The 16,587-nt window shown below is 72.7% G+C and carries 11 protein-coding genes and 1 riboswitch; of the genes, 7 read left to right on the top strand and 4 right to left on the bottom strand.

Translation table 11 applies throughout. From position 1 onward, the window contains the following. Positions 1–50 precede the first annotated feature (50 nt). The gene (locus AB0J36_RS12390) at positions 51–5,765 is read right to left on the bottom strand and encodes a ThuA domain-containing protein (RefSeq protein ID WP_357174373.1); all 5,715 of its coding nucleotides are present in this window, start codon (positions 5,763–5,765) and stop codon (positions 51–53) included. 419 nt (positions 5,766–6,184) lie between these two features. Further along, a riboswitch (TPP riboswitch) is annotated at positions 6,185–6,294 on the top strand. Between AB0J36_RS12390 and thiE the strand changes: the two genes are divergently transcribed. The 7 genes from thiE to thiC all read left to right on the top strand — a co-directional run bounded on the left by thiE (position 6,289) and on the right by thiC (position 12,117). Further along, the gene (gene thiE / locus AB0J36_RS12385) at positions 6,289–6,912 is read left to right on the top strand and encodes a thiamine phosphate synthase (protein WP_363660505.1); all 624 of its coding nucleotides are present in this window, start codon (positions 6,289–6,291) and stop codon (positions 6,910–6,912) included. Its footprint overlaps the riboswitch before it by 6 nt. Then, the gene (gene thiO / locus AB0J36_RS12380; RefSeq protein WP_363660504.1) at positions 6,909–8,003 is read left to right on the top strand and encodes a glycine oxidase ThiO; all 1,095 of its coding nucleotides are present in this window, start codon (positions 6,909–6,911) and stop codon (positions 8,001–8,003) included. Before thiE ends, thiO begins: the two co-directional genes overlap by 4 nt. After that, complete coding sequence (thiS, locus tag AB0J36_RS12375; RefSeq protein WP_357126469.1) at positions 8,003–8,203, top strand: sulfur carrier protein ThiS; 201 nt, start codon at positions 8,003–8,005, stop codon at positions 8,201–8,203. Before thiO ends, thiS begins: the two co-directional genes overlap by 1 nt. Then, positions 8,200–8,979: a thiazole synthase gene (locus AB0J36_RS12370; protein ID WP_363660503.1), complete on the top strand. Its 780-nt coding sequence runs from the start codon at positions 8,200–8,202 to the stop codon at positions 8,977–8,979. The genes thiS and AB0J36_RS12370 overlap by 4 nt, the downstream gene beginning before the upstream one ends. After that, the gene (locus AB0J36_RS12365) at positions 8,976–9,725 is read left to right on the top strand and encodes a thiamine phosphate synthase (protein ID WP_363660502.1); all 750 of its coding nucleotides are present in this window, start codon (positions 8,976–8,978) and stop codon (positions 9,723–9,725) included. Before AB0J36_RS12370 ends, AB0J36_RS12365 begins: the two co-directional genes overlap by 4 nt. Continuing rightward, positions 9,722–10,507 (top strand): bifunctional hydroxymethylpyrimidine kinase/phosphomethylpyrimidine kinase, encoded by a 786-nt coding sequence (thiD, locus tag AB0J36_RS12360; protein ID WP_357126460.1) that lies wholly within the window; start codon positions 9,722–9,724, stop codon positions 10,505–10,507. The genes AB0J36_RS12365 and thiD overlap by 4 nt, the downstream gene beginning before the upstream one ends. A 17-nt stretch (positions 10,508–10,524) precedes the next feature. Beyond that, complete coding sequence (thiC, locus tag AB0J36_RS12355; protein WP_357126457.1) at positions 10,525–12,117, top strand: phosphomethylpyrimidine synthase ThiC; 1,593 nt, start codon at positions 10,525–10,527, stop codon at positions 12,115–12,117. 91 nt (positions 12,118–12,208) lie between these two features. On the opposite strand, the gene AB0J36_RS12350 is transcribed toward thiC, so the two are convergent. The 3 genes from AB0J36_RS12350 to AB0J36_RS12340 form a co-directional block, all read right to left on the bottom strand. Beyond that, positions 12,209–15,253: a hypothetical protein gene (locus AB0J36_RS12350; protein ID WP_363660501.1), complete on the bottom strand. Its 3,045-nt coding sequence runs from the start codon at positions 15,251–15,253 to the stop codon at positions 12,209–12,211. Between the two features lie 77 nt (positions 15,254–15,330). Further along, positions 15,331–15,639, bottom strand: coding sequence for a cupin (locus tag AB0J36_RS12345; RefSeq protein WP_355050737.1), 309 nt, complete (start codon positions 15,637–15,639; stop codon positions 15,331–15,333). Further along, the gene (locus AB0J36_RS12340; protein ID WP_363660515.1) at positions 15,636–16,586 is read right to left on the bottom strand and encodes an LLM class F420-dependent oxidoreductase; all 951 of its coding nucleotides are present in this window, start codon (positions 16,584–16,586) and stop codon (positions 15,636–15,638) included. Before AB0J36_RS12340 ends, AB0J36_RS12345 begins: the two co-directional genes overlap by 4 nt. Between the last annotated feature and the right edge of the window lies 1 nt (position 16,587).

The raw sequence follows: 16,587 nt of genomic DNA, 5'->3' as shown, positions 1-16,587 counted from the left end.
AGGGAGGCCCCTCCCCGACGCCGGAGCGTCGGGGAGGGGCCTCGATCGGATCAGAGCTGGCGACCGGGTGCCAGCCGGGTGGCGTCGCCACCGAGCCGTCCCGTGCCCTTGACCGGCTCGCCGTCATTGGCCTTGACGCCGGCCTTGCTGGCCGTACCGCCGAGCCGCACGATCATCGCGTCGGCGTCCCGGGTGAGGGTGTCCCGGATCTCGGCCTCGGCCACCAGGGTGGCGTCGGTGGCGAGGTCCCGGAACTGGGTCAGCTGCTTGATCGCCTTGCTGTCGTTGCCGGCCGCCTCGGCCTGGCGGGCCGCGTCGAGCTTGGCGGTCAACTGCTTGTGCGCCTTGGCCGACAACCGCCCCGTCGCCTTGAACCGGTCCAGCAGGAACTGCATGTCCCGGAACGAGGTGGTGACGAAGAACCGGACGTTCGAGGTCGTCTTGTTGCCGGCCTTGTCGGTCGCGGTGACGGTCAGCTCGTGCAGGCCGAGCGACAGCTCGTACATGGCCTGCAGGGTGCCGCTGGCGTACGTGTTGCCGTCGAGCTGGCCGACCACGGACGCGATGCCCGAGGTCGGGTCCACGGCCTGCCAGGACACCCGGACGTCCTGGCTGTCGCCGTAGAGCTGGCCGTCGGCGATGCCGGAGACCAGCAGCGTCGGCTTGGTGCCGTCGATCTTCAGGATCGCCGACTTGAGCGTCTCGACGTTGCCCGCCTTGTCGGTGGAGCGGTACAGCAGCTCGTGCTGCCCGTCACCGGTCACCTCGACCGGCGTCGTGTACGGCGTCCACGCGCCACCGTCCAGCGACCACTCGACCGTCTTGACCCCGGAACCGGCGTCGGTCGCGGCGAGCACCACCGGGATGGTCCCGTTGTGCCAGCCCGCGTCGTTCGCCGGAGCGAACGTCGCCGTGGTGACCGGAGCGGTGGCGTCGATCTTGACCGTGACGGTCTTCGTCGACTCCACGTTGCCGGCCTTGTCGGTCGAGCGGAACCGCAGCTCGTGCTCGCCGTCACCGCTGATCGCCACCGGCGCGGTGTACGCCGTCCACGCGGTGGCCCCGTCCAGCTGGTACTCCGTGCTGGCGAGCCCGCTGCCGCCGGCCTCGTCGGCGGCGGTCAGGGTGACCGTCACCGGGCCGGTGTACCAGCCGTCGGTGGGGGTGCCGGACACCGCCGCGGTGGTGACCGGCGCCTTGTCGTCGGCCACCTTCGTGCTCAACCGGAAGTAGTCGAACGCGGCCGTCTTCGACGCCGTCTGGTTGGCGCCGAGGGTGAACAGACCCACCTTCGGGGTGGCGCCCACCGCGCTGTTGGTCAATGCCTCCAGCGTGGTCCAGGTCGTCCCGTCGGCCGAGTACGACGCGGTGAAGGTGTCGCCCACCCGGGCCAGGCGCAGGTACCACACCGCCGAGGTGAGGCTCGTCGCCTCCGGCTGCGGGCTCTGCACCGTCCCGGCGATCTCGCTGCGGAACTCGATCCGCCGCGTCACCGCCGAGCCGGCCGTGTTGTCGGCGATGAAGTCGAACTTCAGGTAGTTGTCGTCGTCGGCCTGCACGAGCAGACCGGCCTGCTGGTACTGCTCGTTCAGCAGACTGCCGTCGACCTTGGTCTCCAGGGTCCAGTCGCCCGAGGGCGCGGTCTGGAGGATGAAGTTCTTCGGACCGGTGTTGTCGGTGCCGTAGATGTCACCGTTCGGCACGTCGATCCGCAGCGCGCCGTCGGTCACCCGGTAGCCGTTCGGGTCCTCCCGAACGATGGCGTCCCACCGGCACTTGTCCAGCGTGCTGCCGGTGAACTCGTCCGACGGCTCGACCGGGCCGGCCGGAGCGTCCGGCGTGACCACGAACGAGTCGAACGCGGCGTCCACCACTGGGGCCTCGGTGCCGCCGTTGAGGGCGAACACCCCGATCCGCGGGTTGGTGATGCCGGCCAGCGCGGCCGAGCGGCCGACCGTGGTGAACGTCTGCCCGTCGCCCGAGGTGGCCGCGGTCAGGTTCGTCCCGTCGCTGGTGATCCGCAGGTACACGGTGTCACCGGCCGGCGCGTTGGTGGCGTCGGCAGCGTCGTTGCGCGGCGTGGCCGCCGTCTCCCGGATGAACTCCACCCGACGGCTGCCGTTGTAGAGCAGGTCCACCTTGGCGTAGTTGTCGTCGTCGCCGTACACCAGCAGGCCGGCCTGCTGGTAGTTGGCCGTCACCGGGAGGGTGACCTTGGTGGTCATCTCCCAGGCGCCGGTCGGCGCCGGCTGGAGCACCAGGTTGGTGGCGTCGTTGCGGGCGCCGTAGAGGTCACCCACGGCGGTGGGCAGCTTCAGCGCGCCGCCGCTGAGGGAGTAGAGCTGGTTCTCCCGGACCACGGTGGTCCACCGGCTCTTGTCCAGCGTGTTGCCGTTGAAGTCGTCCGAACGCGCCCCGAGGCAGGACGTGTCCGGAGCGTTGACCCGCACCGGCACCGTGGCGTACGACTTGGCACCCTTGCTGTCGGTCACCGTGAGGGTGGCCGTGAAGGCGCCGACGCTGGTGTACGTGTGGCTGGCGTCCAGGGTGGACGCCGTACCGCCGTCACCGAAGTCCCAGGCGTACGTCAGCGGGGTGTCACCCTCGGCGTCGGTGGCCGTGCCGTCGAAGGCGACGGTGACCGGCGCGGTGCCCGTGGTCGGGGTCGCGGTGGCGGTGACCACCGGCGGCCCGTTCTCGGTGACGCCGCGACCGACGAAGTCCATCCAGTTGACGTTGAACAGCGAACCCGTTCCGCCGTTCGGGTCACGGGCCACGAAGTACAGCCCGCCGCTCGCGGCACCGGTCACCGGCGCGCTCACGTCCGTGTACGTCTGCCACCCGCCGGTCGCCGGAACGGTGGCCGTGGCCACGACCGGTCCGTCGACCGCACCGGCGTGGACCTCGATCCGACCGCCAGCGGCGGCCGAGGCGGCCCGGAACCGGATCTCGGTGATGTTGGTGAGGTTCGCCGGAACGACCGACCACCAGTCGCCGTCCTCGATGAACGCGATGCTCTGACCGCCACCGGCGGTGTCGGTCGCGGCCTCGCGCTGCACGCCGGCGTCGCCGCCGCCCGTGCTCACCGGGGTACGCCCGGTGGCGGTGAAGTACTCGGCCTGCTTCTGCTTGGGCTGCAGGATCTCGATCTGCCGGCCGGTGAGCGCGCCGGAACCGCCCGCGCCACCCTTGTCGGTGTAGGTGGCCTCGAAGACCGCGAACACGTTCGCCTCGGCGCCGTGCCCGGAGGCGAGCGACGTCTGGACCGTGCCGGTGCAGCCGGTGTGCTGCTCCAGCGGGTGGGCGTGCTCGTCGTGACCGAGCAGCACCTGGAGGTTCACCTTGGTGCAGTCGATCTGCCCGTCCTCGGGGTCGGTCACCTTGACCGTGTAGCGGACCTGGTCACCCCAGTTGAAGAAGCCACCGTCCGGCGGGAACTCGATGGTCACCGTCGGCGCGGTGTTGCCCACGGTGACCGGTACGTTGGCCACCGCCGTGCGGCCCTTCGGGTTGGTCACGGTGAGCTGCGCCGTGTAGTTGCCCGCCGTGGCGTAGGTGTGCGTCGGGTTGGCCTCGGTGGAGGTCTGCCCGTCACCGAACGCCCAGGCGTAGGTGAGCGTGCCACCGTCCGGGTCCCGGGAGCCGGCGCTGGAGAACTCCACCGTCAACGGGGCCGGACCCGAGGTCGGGTTGGCGGCCGCCGCCGCGATCGGCGCACGGTCACCGGCGGTGTAGTCGATCCGGTAGACCCCGGAGTTGTCGTTGTTGCCGCCGAAGCCGCTGCCCCACTCGATCAGGTACAGCGCGCCGTCCGGACCGAACTCGAAGTCCATCGGCCGGATCATCGACATGCCGGGCAGCAACTGGTTGATGTCCACCAACGACTTGCCGTCGGCGGTCATCTGCATCGTGTACATCTTGTTCTGGTTCCACTCGCCCAGCAGCGCCTTGCCGTCGAAGTAGGCCGGCCACTTGCGGGTCGAGTTGAGGTTGGCGTCGTACCGGTAGGCCGGGCCGCCCATCGGGGCGCCACCGCCACCGATCTCCGGGTACCGCGCGTCACCGGCGTAGCCGTAGTCGACGGTGGCCGGGACGACCGGCGGGAGGTTGGTCAGGCCGGTGTTGTTGGGCGAGTTGTTGACCGGCGCGGCGCAGTCGAACTTCGGACCGCTCGGGCCGGACGGGAACGTGTAGTCGTTGTACGCCTCGTTCGTGCCCGTGCAGTACGGCCAGCCGTAGTTGCCGGGGGTCACGACGTTCCACTCGACCAGACCCCGCGGGCCCCGGTCCGGGTTGTTCGAGTTGGCGTCCGGCCCGTAGTCACCGACGTACAGCGTGTCGGTCTTCGGGTCGGTGCCGATCCGGAACGGGTTGCGGAAGCCCATCGCGTAGATCTCGGGACGGGTCTTCTCGGTGCCGGCCGGGAAGAGGTTGCCGGACGGGACGGTGTACGTCCCGTTGTCCTCCGGGTGGATCCGGAGCACCTTGCCGCGCAGGTCGTTCGTGTTGGCCGACGTGCGCTGCGAGTCGTAGTCCTGGCGACCCGGACGCTCGTCGAGCGGCGCGTACGCGTTCGACTCGAACGGGTTGGTGTTGTCACCGGTGGCCAGGTACAGGTTGCCGGCGCTGTCGAAGGTCATGCTGCCGCCCGCGTGGCAGCAGGTGTTGCGCTGGGTGTCGACCCGCAGCACCTGCTTCTCGCTCGCCAGGTCGATGGTGTCGCCGGTCACGGTGAACCGGGACAGCAGGTTGCGCGTGACGTTGTCGTTCGGGGCGTAGTAGAGATACACCCACTTGTTGGTGGCGAAGTCCGGGTCGAGCCGGATGCCGATCAGGCCGTCCTCGTTGCCGGTGAAGACGTCCAGGTCGACGGCGGTGACGGTGTTGCCGGTGTCCGGCTTGATGATCTGCACCCGACCGTCGCGCTCGATGTAGAAGACCCGCCCGTCGGGGGCGATGTCCAGCTCCATCGGGTTGCTGGTGTTGCTGTCCAGCGTGACCTTCTCGAAGTTGGAGGTCTTCGACGCGCCGCAGTCGGCGTCGACCACGCCGGCCGCCGTCTGGATGCCGCCGAGCAGGTGCTTGAGGAACTCGGGCTCGGCGTACGACTCACGGGTGTGCCCGCCGCCGGTGTACCAGGAGCGGCCACCGTCGAAGTCCTGGCACCACGCCGTCGGGTGGTCGGCGCCCATCGCGCCGGCGCCCGGGGTGTAGCTCTTCTCGTCCAGGCTGGCCAGGACGTGCACGTCCGACCGGGGGTTGGTCTGGAAGTTGTACCACTCGTCGAACCGGGACCAGCGTTCCGGCAGTCCGGCGGTGGACGGGTGGGCCGGGTCCTCCACCTTGACGGTGGCCTGCTGGTTCTGCGGGTGGTTGGCGAAGTACGCGCCGACCAGGTCGCCGTACCAGGCCCAGCTGTACTCGGTGTCCGAGGCGGCGTGGACGCCGACGTAACCGCCGCCGGCCTTCACGTACCGCTCGAAGGCCGCCTGCTGGTCGGCGTTGAGAACGTCACCGGTGGTGGAGAGCCAGATCACGGCCTTGTACTTGGCGAGGTTGGCGTCGCTGAACGCGGCACCGTCCTCGGTGGTGTCCACCGTGAAGCCGTTGGTGGCGCCGAGCTGCTGGATGGCGGCGATGCCGGTGGGGATGGCGTCGTGCCGGAAGCCGGCGGTCTTCGAGAAGATCAGGACGGAGTAGGGGTCGGCCGCTGCGGCCTTCGGCGCGTTCGGCGCCGCCTGGGAGAGCGGAGCCGCGACAGGCACGTCTCGCGCGGGGATCTGTGCTCCGGTCGGAGCCGCCTGCGCCGGGGACCCGATGAGGGCCGTCGACGTCAGGGCGAGGGACAACAGGGTAGCGGTGAGTGGTAAACGGGCACGACGAGAACGGGACACGCCGCCTCCAATGTCGCGGTGGACAGGGATCGCGGGGCCGGCTCGCCGAAGACCGTCCCAGATGGAGCCGGTGGGGACGCCGTGCCAGGGCGTCCACGCCGGCATTTTGTCGAATCGCTGAACAAATTAGTTCTGCTGCATCGATGTCCGGCAAGATGCCGGCGGGTAACGGTTCTGCAACGGCGGGCGACATTCCGAACAGGACAGGAGAAAGCACCCCGATCGATACGCCGCCTCGGGTCGATGACCCACCCTTGGCAGCGGAGGCCGAACTGTCGTACGGTGACACGCAAGTAACCCACGGGAGCCCGGTGTACCGGGCTGAGAGGGGGGCTGACAGCCCCCGACCGTCGAACCTGATCCGGGTAATGCCGGCGCAGGGAGGAGCGTTGCCGTGCCGTCCCTTGGACGACTGCATCTGATCACCGACACCCGACCCGGGCGCGATCCCCTCACCGTGGTCCGGGCCGCCCTCGCGGCGGCCCGCGCCGACCTCGTCGTGCAGGTCCGGGTCCAGGACTCCGCCACCGACCGCGAGGCGTACGACCTGGCCGCCCGGGTGCTCGCGCTGTGCGCGCCGTACGGGGCGACGTGCCTGGTCAACGACCGACTGCACGTGGCGCTGGCGGTCGACGCCGCCGGTGGACACGTCGGCGCCGACGACCTGCCGGTCGCCGCGGCCCGGCACGTGCTCGGCCCCACCGGCGTGCTGGGCGTCACCGCCCGCGAGCCGCGCGGCGCGGTCGAGGCGGTCGTCGCCGGGGCCACCTACCTCGGCGTCGGCCCGTGCCACGCCACCAGCACCAAGGCCGGCCTGCCCGACCCCATCGGGGCCGTCGGGGTACGCGACGTCGTCGACGCCGTCGACGTGCCGGTCATCGCGATCGGGGGAGTGACCGCCGACCGGGTGCCGGCGCTGCGCGCCGCCGGGGCGTACGGGGTGGCCGTGGTCGGGGCGGTCTCCTCGGCCGCCGATCCGGGACGGGCTACCACCGACCTGCTGCGGGCGCTGGCGTGACCCGCGCCGACGTGGCGGTGGTGGGCGCGGGCCCGATCGGGCTGGCGATCGCGTGGCGCTGTGCCACCCGTGGTCTGCGCGTCGAGGTGTACGACCCGACGCCCGGGTCGGGGGCGTCGGCCGTCGCCGCCGGGATGCTCTCCCCGGTCGCCGAGGCGTACTTCGGGGAACGGCGACTGACCGAGCTGCTGGTGGCCTCCGCCGCGCGTTGGCCCGCGTTCGCCGCCGAACTGACCGACGCCAGCGACGCCACGATCGGCTACCGGACCGAGGGCACCCTGATGGTCGGGCTGACCGGCGACGACCTGGCCGAGGCCCGCCGGCTGTGGGCGTACCAACAGGGTCTGGATCTGCCGGTGACGGCGCTGCGCCCCACTGAGCTGCGCGACCGCGAGCCGGCGCTCGCGCCCCGGGTTCGCGGCGGCGCGTTCGCGCCCACCGACCACCAGGTCGATCCCCGGCGGCTGGTGCCGGCGCTGCGCACGGCCGCGCGGCGGGCCGGCGCGGCGTTCGTGCCGCGGCCGGTCCGGCGATTGTCCGAGGTGGAGGCCGGAGTCACGGTGGTCGCGGCCGGTTGCGGCGCCGCCGCCCTCACCGGCCTGCCGGTTCGGCCGGTGAAGGGCCAGATCCTCCGGCTGCGCGCGCCCGGCGGCGTCGCGCCGGGCTTCCGGCACGTGATCCGGGGGTACGCCGACGGCGAGCACGTCTACCTGGTGCCCCGCGCCGACGGCGAGGTGGTGCTCGGCGCGACGGTCGAGGAGCGGTCGGACACCACCGTCACCGCCGGCGCGGTGCAGCGGCTGCTGCGCGCCGGGGTCGACCTGCTGCCCGAACTGACCGAGTACGACCTGGTGGAGGCCGTCGCCGGGCTGCGGCCCGGCACCCCGGACAACGCGCCGATCCTCGGGCCGCTGCCCGGCCGGCCGGACGTGCTGGCCGCCACCGGGCACCACCGGCACGGCATCGTCCTGACCCCGGTCACCGCCGAGGCGATCACCGAACTGGTGCTCACCGGAACGCCCGACCCGCTGCTCACCGGCTTCGGCGCCGACCGGTTCGCCGGCCCGAGAAGCAGTTTCGAGGAGGAGTGATGGAGCTGACGGTGAACGGAGCCGGGCGCAGCGTCCCCGGCGGTGTGTCGGTGGCCGACCTGGTCCAAGACGTCGCGCCGCACCAGCGTGGCGTCGCGGTCGCGGTCAACGGCGAGGTGGTGCCCCGGGCCGGCTGGCCGGCCACGGAGCTGCGCGACGGCGACCAGGTCGAGGTGCTCACCGCCGCGCAGGGCGGGTGAGCGGCGTGCCGTTCGAACTGGGTGGGGAGAGGTTCGGCTCGCGGTTGATCCTCGGCACCGGCGGGGCCGCGAACCTGCACGTGCTGGAGCAGGCGATCCGGGCGTCCGGCACGGAACTCGTCACGCTGGCACTGCGCCGGGTGGACACCGCCCCGGGCACCGGAGGCGGGCTGCTGGACCTGCTGGACCGGTGCGGCGTACGGCTGCTGCCGAACACCGCCGGCTGCCACACCGCGACCGAGGCGGTGAAGGTGGCCCGGCTGGCGCGCGACGCGTTCGATACCGACTGGGTGAAGCTGGAGGTGATCGGCGACGAGCGGACGCTGCTGCCCGACGGGGTGGAGCTGCTCCGCGCCGCCGAGGAACTCGTCGCCGACGGTTTCACGGTGCTGCCGTACACCAGCGACGACCCGGTGCTCGCCCGCCGCCTCGCCGACGTGGGCTGCGCCGCGGTGATGCCCGCCGGGGCACCGATCGGCTCGGGACTCGGCATCGGCAACCCGCACCACATCCGGCTGATCCGGCAGAGCGTGGACGTGCCGGTGATCCTCGACGCCGGCATCGGCACCGCCTCCGACGCGGCGCTCGCCATGGAGCTGGGCTGCGACGCCGTCCTGCTGGCCAGCGCGGTCACCCGGGCCGCCGACCCGGTGGCGATGGCGACGGCGATGCGGTACGCCGTCGAGGCCGGCCGCCTGGCGGCGGGCGCGGGCCGGATCGCCCGGCGCTTCCACGCCCTCGCGTCCACCCCCGACGAGGGAAGACCGAACCTGTGACGGGGTCGCCGCCGGCCGGGGTGGTCCTGTTGACCGATCGGCTGGTCGCCAGGAGCGGTCTCGAACGGGTCGTGGCGGGGGCGGTCGCCGGGGGAGTGCGCTGGGTCGTGCTGCGGGAGAAGGACCTGCCCCGCGCCGAGCGCGCCGCCCTCGCCGTCGAGCTACGCGCGATCCTCGCCGACGCCGGCGGGACCCTCATCGTGGCCGGCCCCGACCCGCTGGGCGGCGACGTCGTCCACCTGCCGGCCGCCGGCCCGTACCCGCCGCCACGCCACGGTCTGGTCGGCCGCTCCTGCCACAACGAGACCGAACTGAACCGCCTCACCACCGAGCACTACGCCACCCTCTCCCCGATCTGGCCCACCACCACCAAACCCGGCTACGGCCCACCCCTACAAGCAACGGGCCTGCGAAAGCTGATCGAGGTCAGCCCGGTGCCCCTGTTGGCGCTGGGTGGCATCGAAACCCCGGAACAGGTAACCGCCTGCGTGCAGGCAGGAGCCGCCGGAGTGGCAGTACTCGGCGCACTCATGCGCGCAAGAAACCCCGAAGAGGCAGCGGCAAACCTGACCAGCGCCTTCGAAGAGGCGGTCACCCAGAAGGTCCTAAAAGGCCGGCACGGGCGCACGGAGGTCCCCCGGTCAGGGCTGCGGCCGACCGTGCCCACGCAGGGATCAAGCCTGACCGCCCGGAGTGGGCACGGTCGGCCGCAGCCCCAAACCGCGACCACGAAGGAAAGCCAGTGACCCCGAAAACCACGCTAACCATCGCCGGCTCCGACTCCGGCGGTGGCGCGGGCATCCAGGCGGACCTCAAGGTCTTCGCGGCGCTCGGCGCGTACGGCACGAGTGTCCTCACGGCGGTCACCGCGCAGAACACCCGGGGTGTCGACGCCGTCCTGCCGTTGCCACCGCGCACGGTCGCGGAGCAGTTGGACAGCGTGCTCGCCGACTTCACCGTGGGCGCGGTCAAGACGGGGATGCTCGGCACCCCGGCCGTCGCCGACGTGGTGGCTCAGGCGGCCCGGGACGGTCGGTTGCCCCAGCTCGTCGTCGATCCGGTGCTGGTCGCGACGAGCGGTCACCGGCTGGGCGTGGTGGGCGCGGTGGAGCGGCTGCTTCCGTACGCCCGGGTGGCGACGCCGAACTGCGCGGAGGCCGCGGCCATCACCGGACGTGGCGTGGACGACGTGGCGGGGATGGTCGTGGCCGCCGAGGCGCTTGCGGCCGGCGGCCCGGAGTACGTGGTGGTCACCGGCGGCGACGTCGCTGGGGACGAGGCGGTCGACGTGCTGTGCGGCGCTGGCGTCACCACTCTGCTGCGCGGTCCCCGGGTGGACACCCGGCACACCCACGGCACCGGCTGTTCGTTCTCGGCGGCCGTCGCCGTGCGGCTGGCGCTGGGGGATCCGGTGCCGGCGGCGGTGCAGGTCGCCAAGGAGTACGTGTTCCGCGCGCTGACCGGCGGGCGGGGCTGGGAGCTGGGCACGGGGCGCGGGCCGCTGGATCACTTCGGCTGGTCCGCCTGATCACCAGGGAGGTTGTCATGCAGGCACGAGGCAAGGTGTACGTCGAGGGGTCGCGGCCGGATGTGCGGGTGCCGTTCGCGGAGGTGACGCTGACCGGTGACCATCCGCCGGTACGGCTCTACGACACGTCCGGCCCGGGGTCGGACCCGGCGGTGGGGTTGCCGGCGCTGCGTGGTCCGTGGATCGCCGAGCGCGGTGACGTGGCCCCGGTGCGGGGCGCGGGCACGCCGCTGGCCGGCGCGGAGGGTCGCCGGCCCACGCAGTTCGCGTACGCGCGGGCGGGTGTGGTGACGCCGGAGATGGAGTTCGTGGCGATCCGGGAGAACGTCGACCCGGAGCTGGTCCGGACCGAGATCGCCGCCGGTCGGGCGGTGCTGCCGCTGAACGTGAACCACCCGGAGTGCGAGCCGGCGATCATCGGTAAGGCGTTCCTGGTCAAGGTGAACGCCAACATCGGCACGTCGGCGGTCAGCTCGTCGGTGGCCGAGGAGGTGGAGAAGCTGACCTGGGCGACCCGGTGGGGCGCGGACACCGTGATGGACCTGTCCACGGGCAAGCGGATCCACGAGACCCGTGAGGCGATCGTGCGCAACTCCCCGGTGCCGATCGGGACGGTGCCGATCTATCAGGCGTTGGAGAAGGTCGGCGGCGACCCGGTGAAGTTGAGCTGGGAGGTGTTCGCCGAGACCGTCATCGAGCAGGCCGAGCAGGGCGTGGACTACATGACGGTGCACGCCGGGGTGCTGCTGCCGTACGTGCCGCTGGCCGTGGACCGGGTGACCGGGATCGTCTCCCGGGGCGGCTCGATCATGGCGGCCTGGTGCCTGGCGCACCACGAGGAGAACTTCCTGTACACCAACTTCGCGGAGCTGTGCGCGATCCTCGCGCGCTACGACGTGACGTTCTCGCTCGGTGACGGGCTGCGGCCCGGTTCGATCGCGGACGCCAACGACGAGGCGCAGTTTGCCGAGCTACGCACCCTCGGTGAGCTGACGAAGGTCGCCTGGGAGCACGACGTGCAGGTGATGATCGAGGGCCCGGGTCACGTGCCCATGCACAAGATCAAGGAGAACGTGGACCTCCAGCAGGAGTGGTGCCACGAAGCCCCGTTCTACACGCTCGGGCCGCTGACCACCGACATCGCGCCCGCGTACGACCACATCACCTCGGCGATCGGCGCGGCGATGATCGGCATGTTCGGGACCGCCATGCTCTGCTACGTCACCCCGAAGGAGCACCTCGGCCTGCCGGACCGGGACGACGTGAAGGCCGGCGTGATCGCGTACAAGATCGCCGCCCATGCTGCCGACCTGGCCAAGGGGCACCCTGGCGCGCAGGCGTGGGACGACGCGCTGTCGAAGGCACGGTTCGAGTTCCGCTGGGAGGACCAGTTCAACCTCTCGCTGGACCCGGAGACCGCGCGCTCGTACCACGACGCGACGCTGCCGGCCGAGCCCGCGAAGACCGCCCACTTCTGCTCGATGTGCGGCCCGAAGTTCTGCTCCATGAAGATCACCCAGGAGCTGAAGGAGTACGCCGCCCGCGGCATGAAGGACAAGTCGGAGGAGTTCGTCTCCGGCGGCGGGAAGGTCTACCTGCCCCTGGCCTGACGGTTTGGCGCGGTCGACCCCGGGTTCCGGGAAGTCGGGGCGTCCTGGCCGGCAGGAAGGCCCGAATTCACGGAACCCGGGGTCGGTCGGTTCAGTCGCGGTGGTGGCGGCCGGTGGAGCGCAGCGAGCGACGGCCGCTCTCCTGCTCGGGCTCGTTGTCGGTGACCGGCTTGCTCAGGCCGGCGACCCAGTCGACGAACTCCTCGTCCTGCGAGGGCAGCGGCTCCGCCGCATCGGGCGCGGGCCGGCTCTCCTCGTCGGCCCGCACCCGGTTACGCCGGAACAGCCCGCCGAGCCGCCCTCGCCGGGAGGACCGCCCGTCGTCCGTGGACGTCCGCGCGGGGTCGTTCGCCGGCTCGGCCCTGCCGGCGGTGGTGGACGCGTCGCCCTGCTCCGGTACGACCGGAGTGATCGACGGCGGCACGATGGACCTCGCCAGGGCGGCCATCGCCCTGGCCTGGTCGGTCGTACCGGCGGGGGTCTGGTCCGGCGTGCTGACGGCCGGTCCGGTGGTGCCGGCGGGCGATGCGCTGGTGTTCTGGTCCGGCGTACCGGTGCTCTGATCCGATGCTCTGGTGCGGCGGGTGGTGTCGAAGGCGTCCCAGGTGGGCACCCGGCTCAGGTCGGGCAGGGGTGCCCGGTGCCGGAAGCGGGGCGTCCAGTCGGTCGACTCCTCGGCGCTCACGGGCGCATCCGCCGGTTCCGGGTCGGTCGACGCCGTGGTCCACGACGGGGTGGCCGACCAGGCCGGCGCTGCCGGCGTCCACCGGTCGGCCCCCGCGTCGCCCGCAGTCGGCTCGCCGAACAGCGAAGCGCCGGTGCCACCCTCGGCCGTCGCCGGTCCGGTGCGGCGGCCCGCCCCGGGCTCCGCGACCGGGATGGAGCCGTCGGCGGGCAGGACCGCACCCTTTTCGGCGGCCAGGGCGTCGGGTTCCGCTGCAGCGGTCCGTGCCGCTTCGCCGGGCTCGACGCCTTCACCCTCGGGGGAGGGGCGCGGCGCGTCCTGGCCGAGCGGCTGGTCGGCGCTTGTCACGTCGGCGCCCTTGCCGGCGCGGGCCGTCCGCTTGGCGCGTCCGCCGGTCGTCGCTTCGGTGCTCGTACCGGTGGGCGCCGCTCCGGCGGTTGCCGTCGCGCTGGTGTTCGTCCCGGTGGCCGCCGCCGTGCCGTCCTCGGCCGCGGTCGTCGAGGTGGCGGTCGTCGAGGTGGCGGCCGGTACGGACTTCGGTTTGCGCGAGCGACGCGGCTTGGGCGCGGACACGTCGGCGGCGCTGTCCGTGTCGTCGGCGTTGCTGTCCGTGTCGGCGGCGCTGTCCGTGCTCGTGGTGCCGGCGACCTCCACGACCTGTGGACCCGTGCTCGGCCCAGCCACGTCCACGACCTGCGGGCCTGTGCTCGGCGTGCCGGCGTCGGCCACGACCTGCGGATTCGTGCCCTGCGTGCTCGGGGTGCCGGAATTGGTCGCGACCGGCTCGCCGGTGTCGCCCGCGCTCGGCGTGCCCGCGCCGCCCCTGGCCCGCGTGCCTGCCCTACGGGCGACCGGAGTGACGGTGGCGCCCGCAAGCGGAGTGCTCGTGTCACCGGAGCCGTCCGTGCCGACCGGGGCTTCCATGTCGGGCGGCGCTTGCGTGGCGCTGATCGTCGTGCGGTCGCTGCCCGGCTTGTCCCAGCCGGTCGTCGCGCTGTCTGTCGCGCCGTCGCCGCCCGCGTCGGGCGTCGGGCTGACGGCTGCCGATGCGGGCGTGGTGGGCGTCGGGCTGACGGCTGCCGATGCGGGCGTGGTGGACGTCGCAGCGGTACGGGCCGGGTCGGCGGCACCGCCGGTCGCGTCCTCGTCGCGGCTCGACGGCTGCCGCCCGGCGGTGAACTCGCCGGTCGGGTCGGTCAGCCAGGAGGCGCGGGCCGGTGTGCGGTCGTGCCGTGCGCCGGTGGCGAACGGGTCCGGAGTCGCGGCGTCCGCTGCCGACCCGGCGGCGTCGGACCGCTGGCGGGGGCCGGCGGGTCGAGGGGTCTCGCCCGCGCGCGTCGCGTCGGCGGGGACCGGGCCGTGCTGGCCGCTCACCGTGGCAGACGGCCAGTCCCAGTGGGCGGGGACGGTGCGTACACCGGTGGTGTCGTCACCGGCACGCGGACCCGCAGCCGTCTCGACCAGCTGTCGGCCGGCGGCCCCGGGGTGGTCCTCGGCCTGGTCCGTCGGCGTCGCCTGGTCACCGCCCGGCAGCGTCGGGCCGGTGGGCAGCGGACGCAGGATGTCGGTGGGCGCGATCGCCTCGGAGTCGGCGGCGCGGACGCCGACGGGCCAGCGCAGCAGGGCGGCCGCCGCAGCCCCGAGGGCGCCGGCGAGGACGGCGATCAGCGCGCCGTAGTAGGGGGTCGTCTGGTAGCGGTCGACGGCGTCGCCGGGGCCGGCGGTCAGGTAGGCGAACGCCACCAGCACCGGACCCGCCACCCCGGTCGCCGCGCTGATCAGCGGTATCTGGCCGCGCCACCGGGCCAGTCCGGCGGTCGCCGCGCCCGCGAGCAACGCCACCAGGGGCAGCACGAGCAGCGCCAGGCGCTGCGCGGCCGCGTCGTTGAGCCAGTTCGGTTCGAGTACGCCGAGTCGGACCGTGGGCAGCGGGCCGGACGTGCCGAGCGACGGCAGAACGGAGACCAGCGCCAGCAGCCAGATCGTCCCGGCAACGGCCGCCATGTTCCAGCCCAGCACCGGCCGGAGCAGTACGGCGATGGCCGCGCCCGCTCCGATGACCGCGCCGAGGATGGCGCAGATGCCGACCGCCCAGACCGGGTCCACCGAGATCAACTCGGCGGCTCGGGCGGGCTGCATGCAGAGCGGGGCGACGGCGGTGGCGCCGAGCGCGGCAGCGCCAGCGATGGCCAGGTGCCGGCCGGTGCTGGCCGGCGGGGTGTCCCGGCGGGCCAGTCGTCCGGTCAGGACGGCGCCGGCCACGGCGGCGTTCGCGGCGAACCAGCCCACCCAGACGAGCTGGGCCGGCCACTGGTTTACCGTCGAGCCGGTGAAGGCGCCGGTGAGCCGGACGATGCCGAAGCCGTACGCGACGCCGAGTTGGCCGGCTCCGGCCAGCACACTCACCCCGAGCGCCGTGAGCAGCAGTCTGCCCCAGGTCCGATAGGCCATGTCGGGCACGTTACGCACCTGGTACACCCGATCGCCACCGGCGCGCCGCGCGGCGCGCCGGGGCACGCCGGGCGGGTCTACTTGAGTTCGACCAGTCGGGCCAGGTATGTCGTGTCCCCGACATTGGTGAGCATGTGTACCGCGCCGGGGTCGCGGTACACGACACCGCCGGTGGGCTCGTCGGCGTCGATCCGGGTCCCGTCGATCGTCTGCACGACGTTCTTCGCGCCCTGGATCGCCACCACCAGGTAGGGGTGGTCGTGCCGGTGCAGGGGCTGACGCTCACCCGGTTCGAGCCGGATGTGCCAGACCCGGACCCGGTCGTTCTCGTACACGACCTCCTGGCCCACGGGCCCGAGTTCGGTGCCGTCGATCACGTCGGTCATCGTCCACCGTCCAGTTGGGGAAGCACCTCGGCGGCGATCAGCTCGAGGTGGTCGAGGTCGTCGAGGTCGGTGAGGCGCAGGTGCACGCGGCTCGCGCCGATCTCGGCGAACTCGCCGATCCGCTGCACCAGCTCCGCCGGCGAGCCGACCACCGGGTCCTCCGGCGGCAGCGCGCTCTTCTCGTGCAGGGGCGCGGCCCGTCGGGCGGCCTCCGCGTCGGTACGCCCGATGGCCACCACGATGCCGGCGGAGAGCACCAGCGGCGCTCGCCCGGACTCGGCCCGACCGGTACGGCCGCACGCCTCCCGAACGCGGTCGTACGCCCCGGCGGTCTCGGCCACGGACTTGAACGGCATGTTGAACTCGTCGGCGTACCGGGCGGCCAGCTCGGGGGTCCGCTTGGGGCCGCGGCCGCCCACGATGATCGGCGGGCCGGGCACCTGCGCCGGCTTGGGCAGCGCGGGCGCGTCCACCAGCCGGTAGTGGTCACCGGTGAAGCTGTACGTCTCGCCCACCGGGGTGGACCACAGCCCGGTGATCACCTCAAGCTGCTCGGCCAGCCGGTCGAAGCGTTCCCCGACGGCCGGGAACGGGATGCCGTACGACGTGTGCTCGCGCTGGTACCAGCCGGCGCCGATGCCGAGGTCGACCCGGCCGCCGCTCATCTGGTCGACCTGCGCGACCAGCACGGCGAGGGGGCCGGGCAGGCGGAAGGTGGCCGACGTCACCAGGGTGCCGAGCCGAATCCGTTCGGTCTCCCGGGCCAGCGCGGCGAGGGTCAGCCAGGCGTCCGTCGGGCCGGGCAGGCCCGGGTCGTCGCCCATCGACTGGTAGTGGTCGGCCCGCAGGAATCCCTCGAAGCCACCGGCCTCGGCCAGTCGGGCGAACCGGAGCTGGGTGTCGTAGTCGGCACCCCGGTGCGGCTCGGTGAACACCGACACCCGCATG

The sequence above is a fragment of the Micromonospora sp. NPDC049662 genome (assembly GCF_040675055.1).
Classification (GTDB): domain Bacteria; phylum Actinomycetota; class Actinomycetes; order Mycobacteriales; family Micromonosporaceae; genus Micromonospora.
Note: the sequence above shows the minus strand (reverse complement) of the source record. Positions and strands in the feature narration are given on the sequence as shown.

What these genes read in the sequence shown, in the direction of transcription:
- thiS (WP_357126469.1), top strand. Translation starts at nt 8,003, where the DNA reads ATGGAGCTGACGGTGAACGGAGCCGGGCGCAGCGTCCCCGGCGGTGTG.
- thiC (WP_357126457.1), top strand. Translation starts at nt 10,525, where the DNA reads ATGCAGGCACGAGGCAAGGTGTACGTCGAGGGGTCGCGGCCGGATGTG.
- AB0J36_RS12350 (WP_363660501.1), bottom strand. Translation starts at nt 15,253, where the DNA reads ATGGCCTATCGGACCTGGGGCAGACTGCTGCTCACGGCGCTCGGGGTG.
- AB0J36_RS12345 (WP_355050737.1), bottom strand. Translation starts at nt 15,639, where the DNA reads ATGACCGACGTGATCGACGGCACCGAACTCGGGCCCGTGGGCCAGGAG.
- AB0J36_RS12340 (WP_363660515.1), bottom strand. Translation starts at nt 16,586, where the DNA reads ATGCGGGTGTCGGTGTTCACCGAGCCGCACCGGGGTGCCGACTACGAC.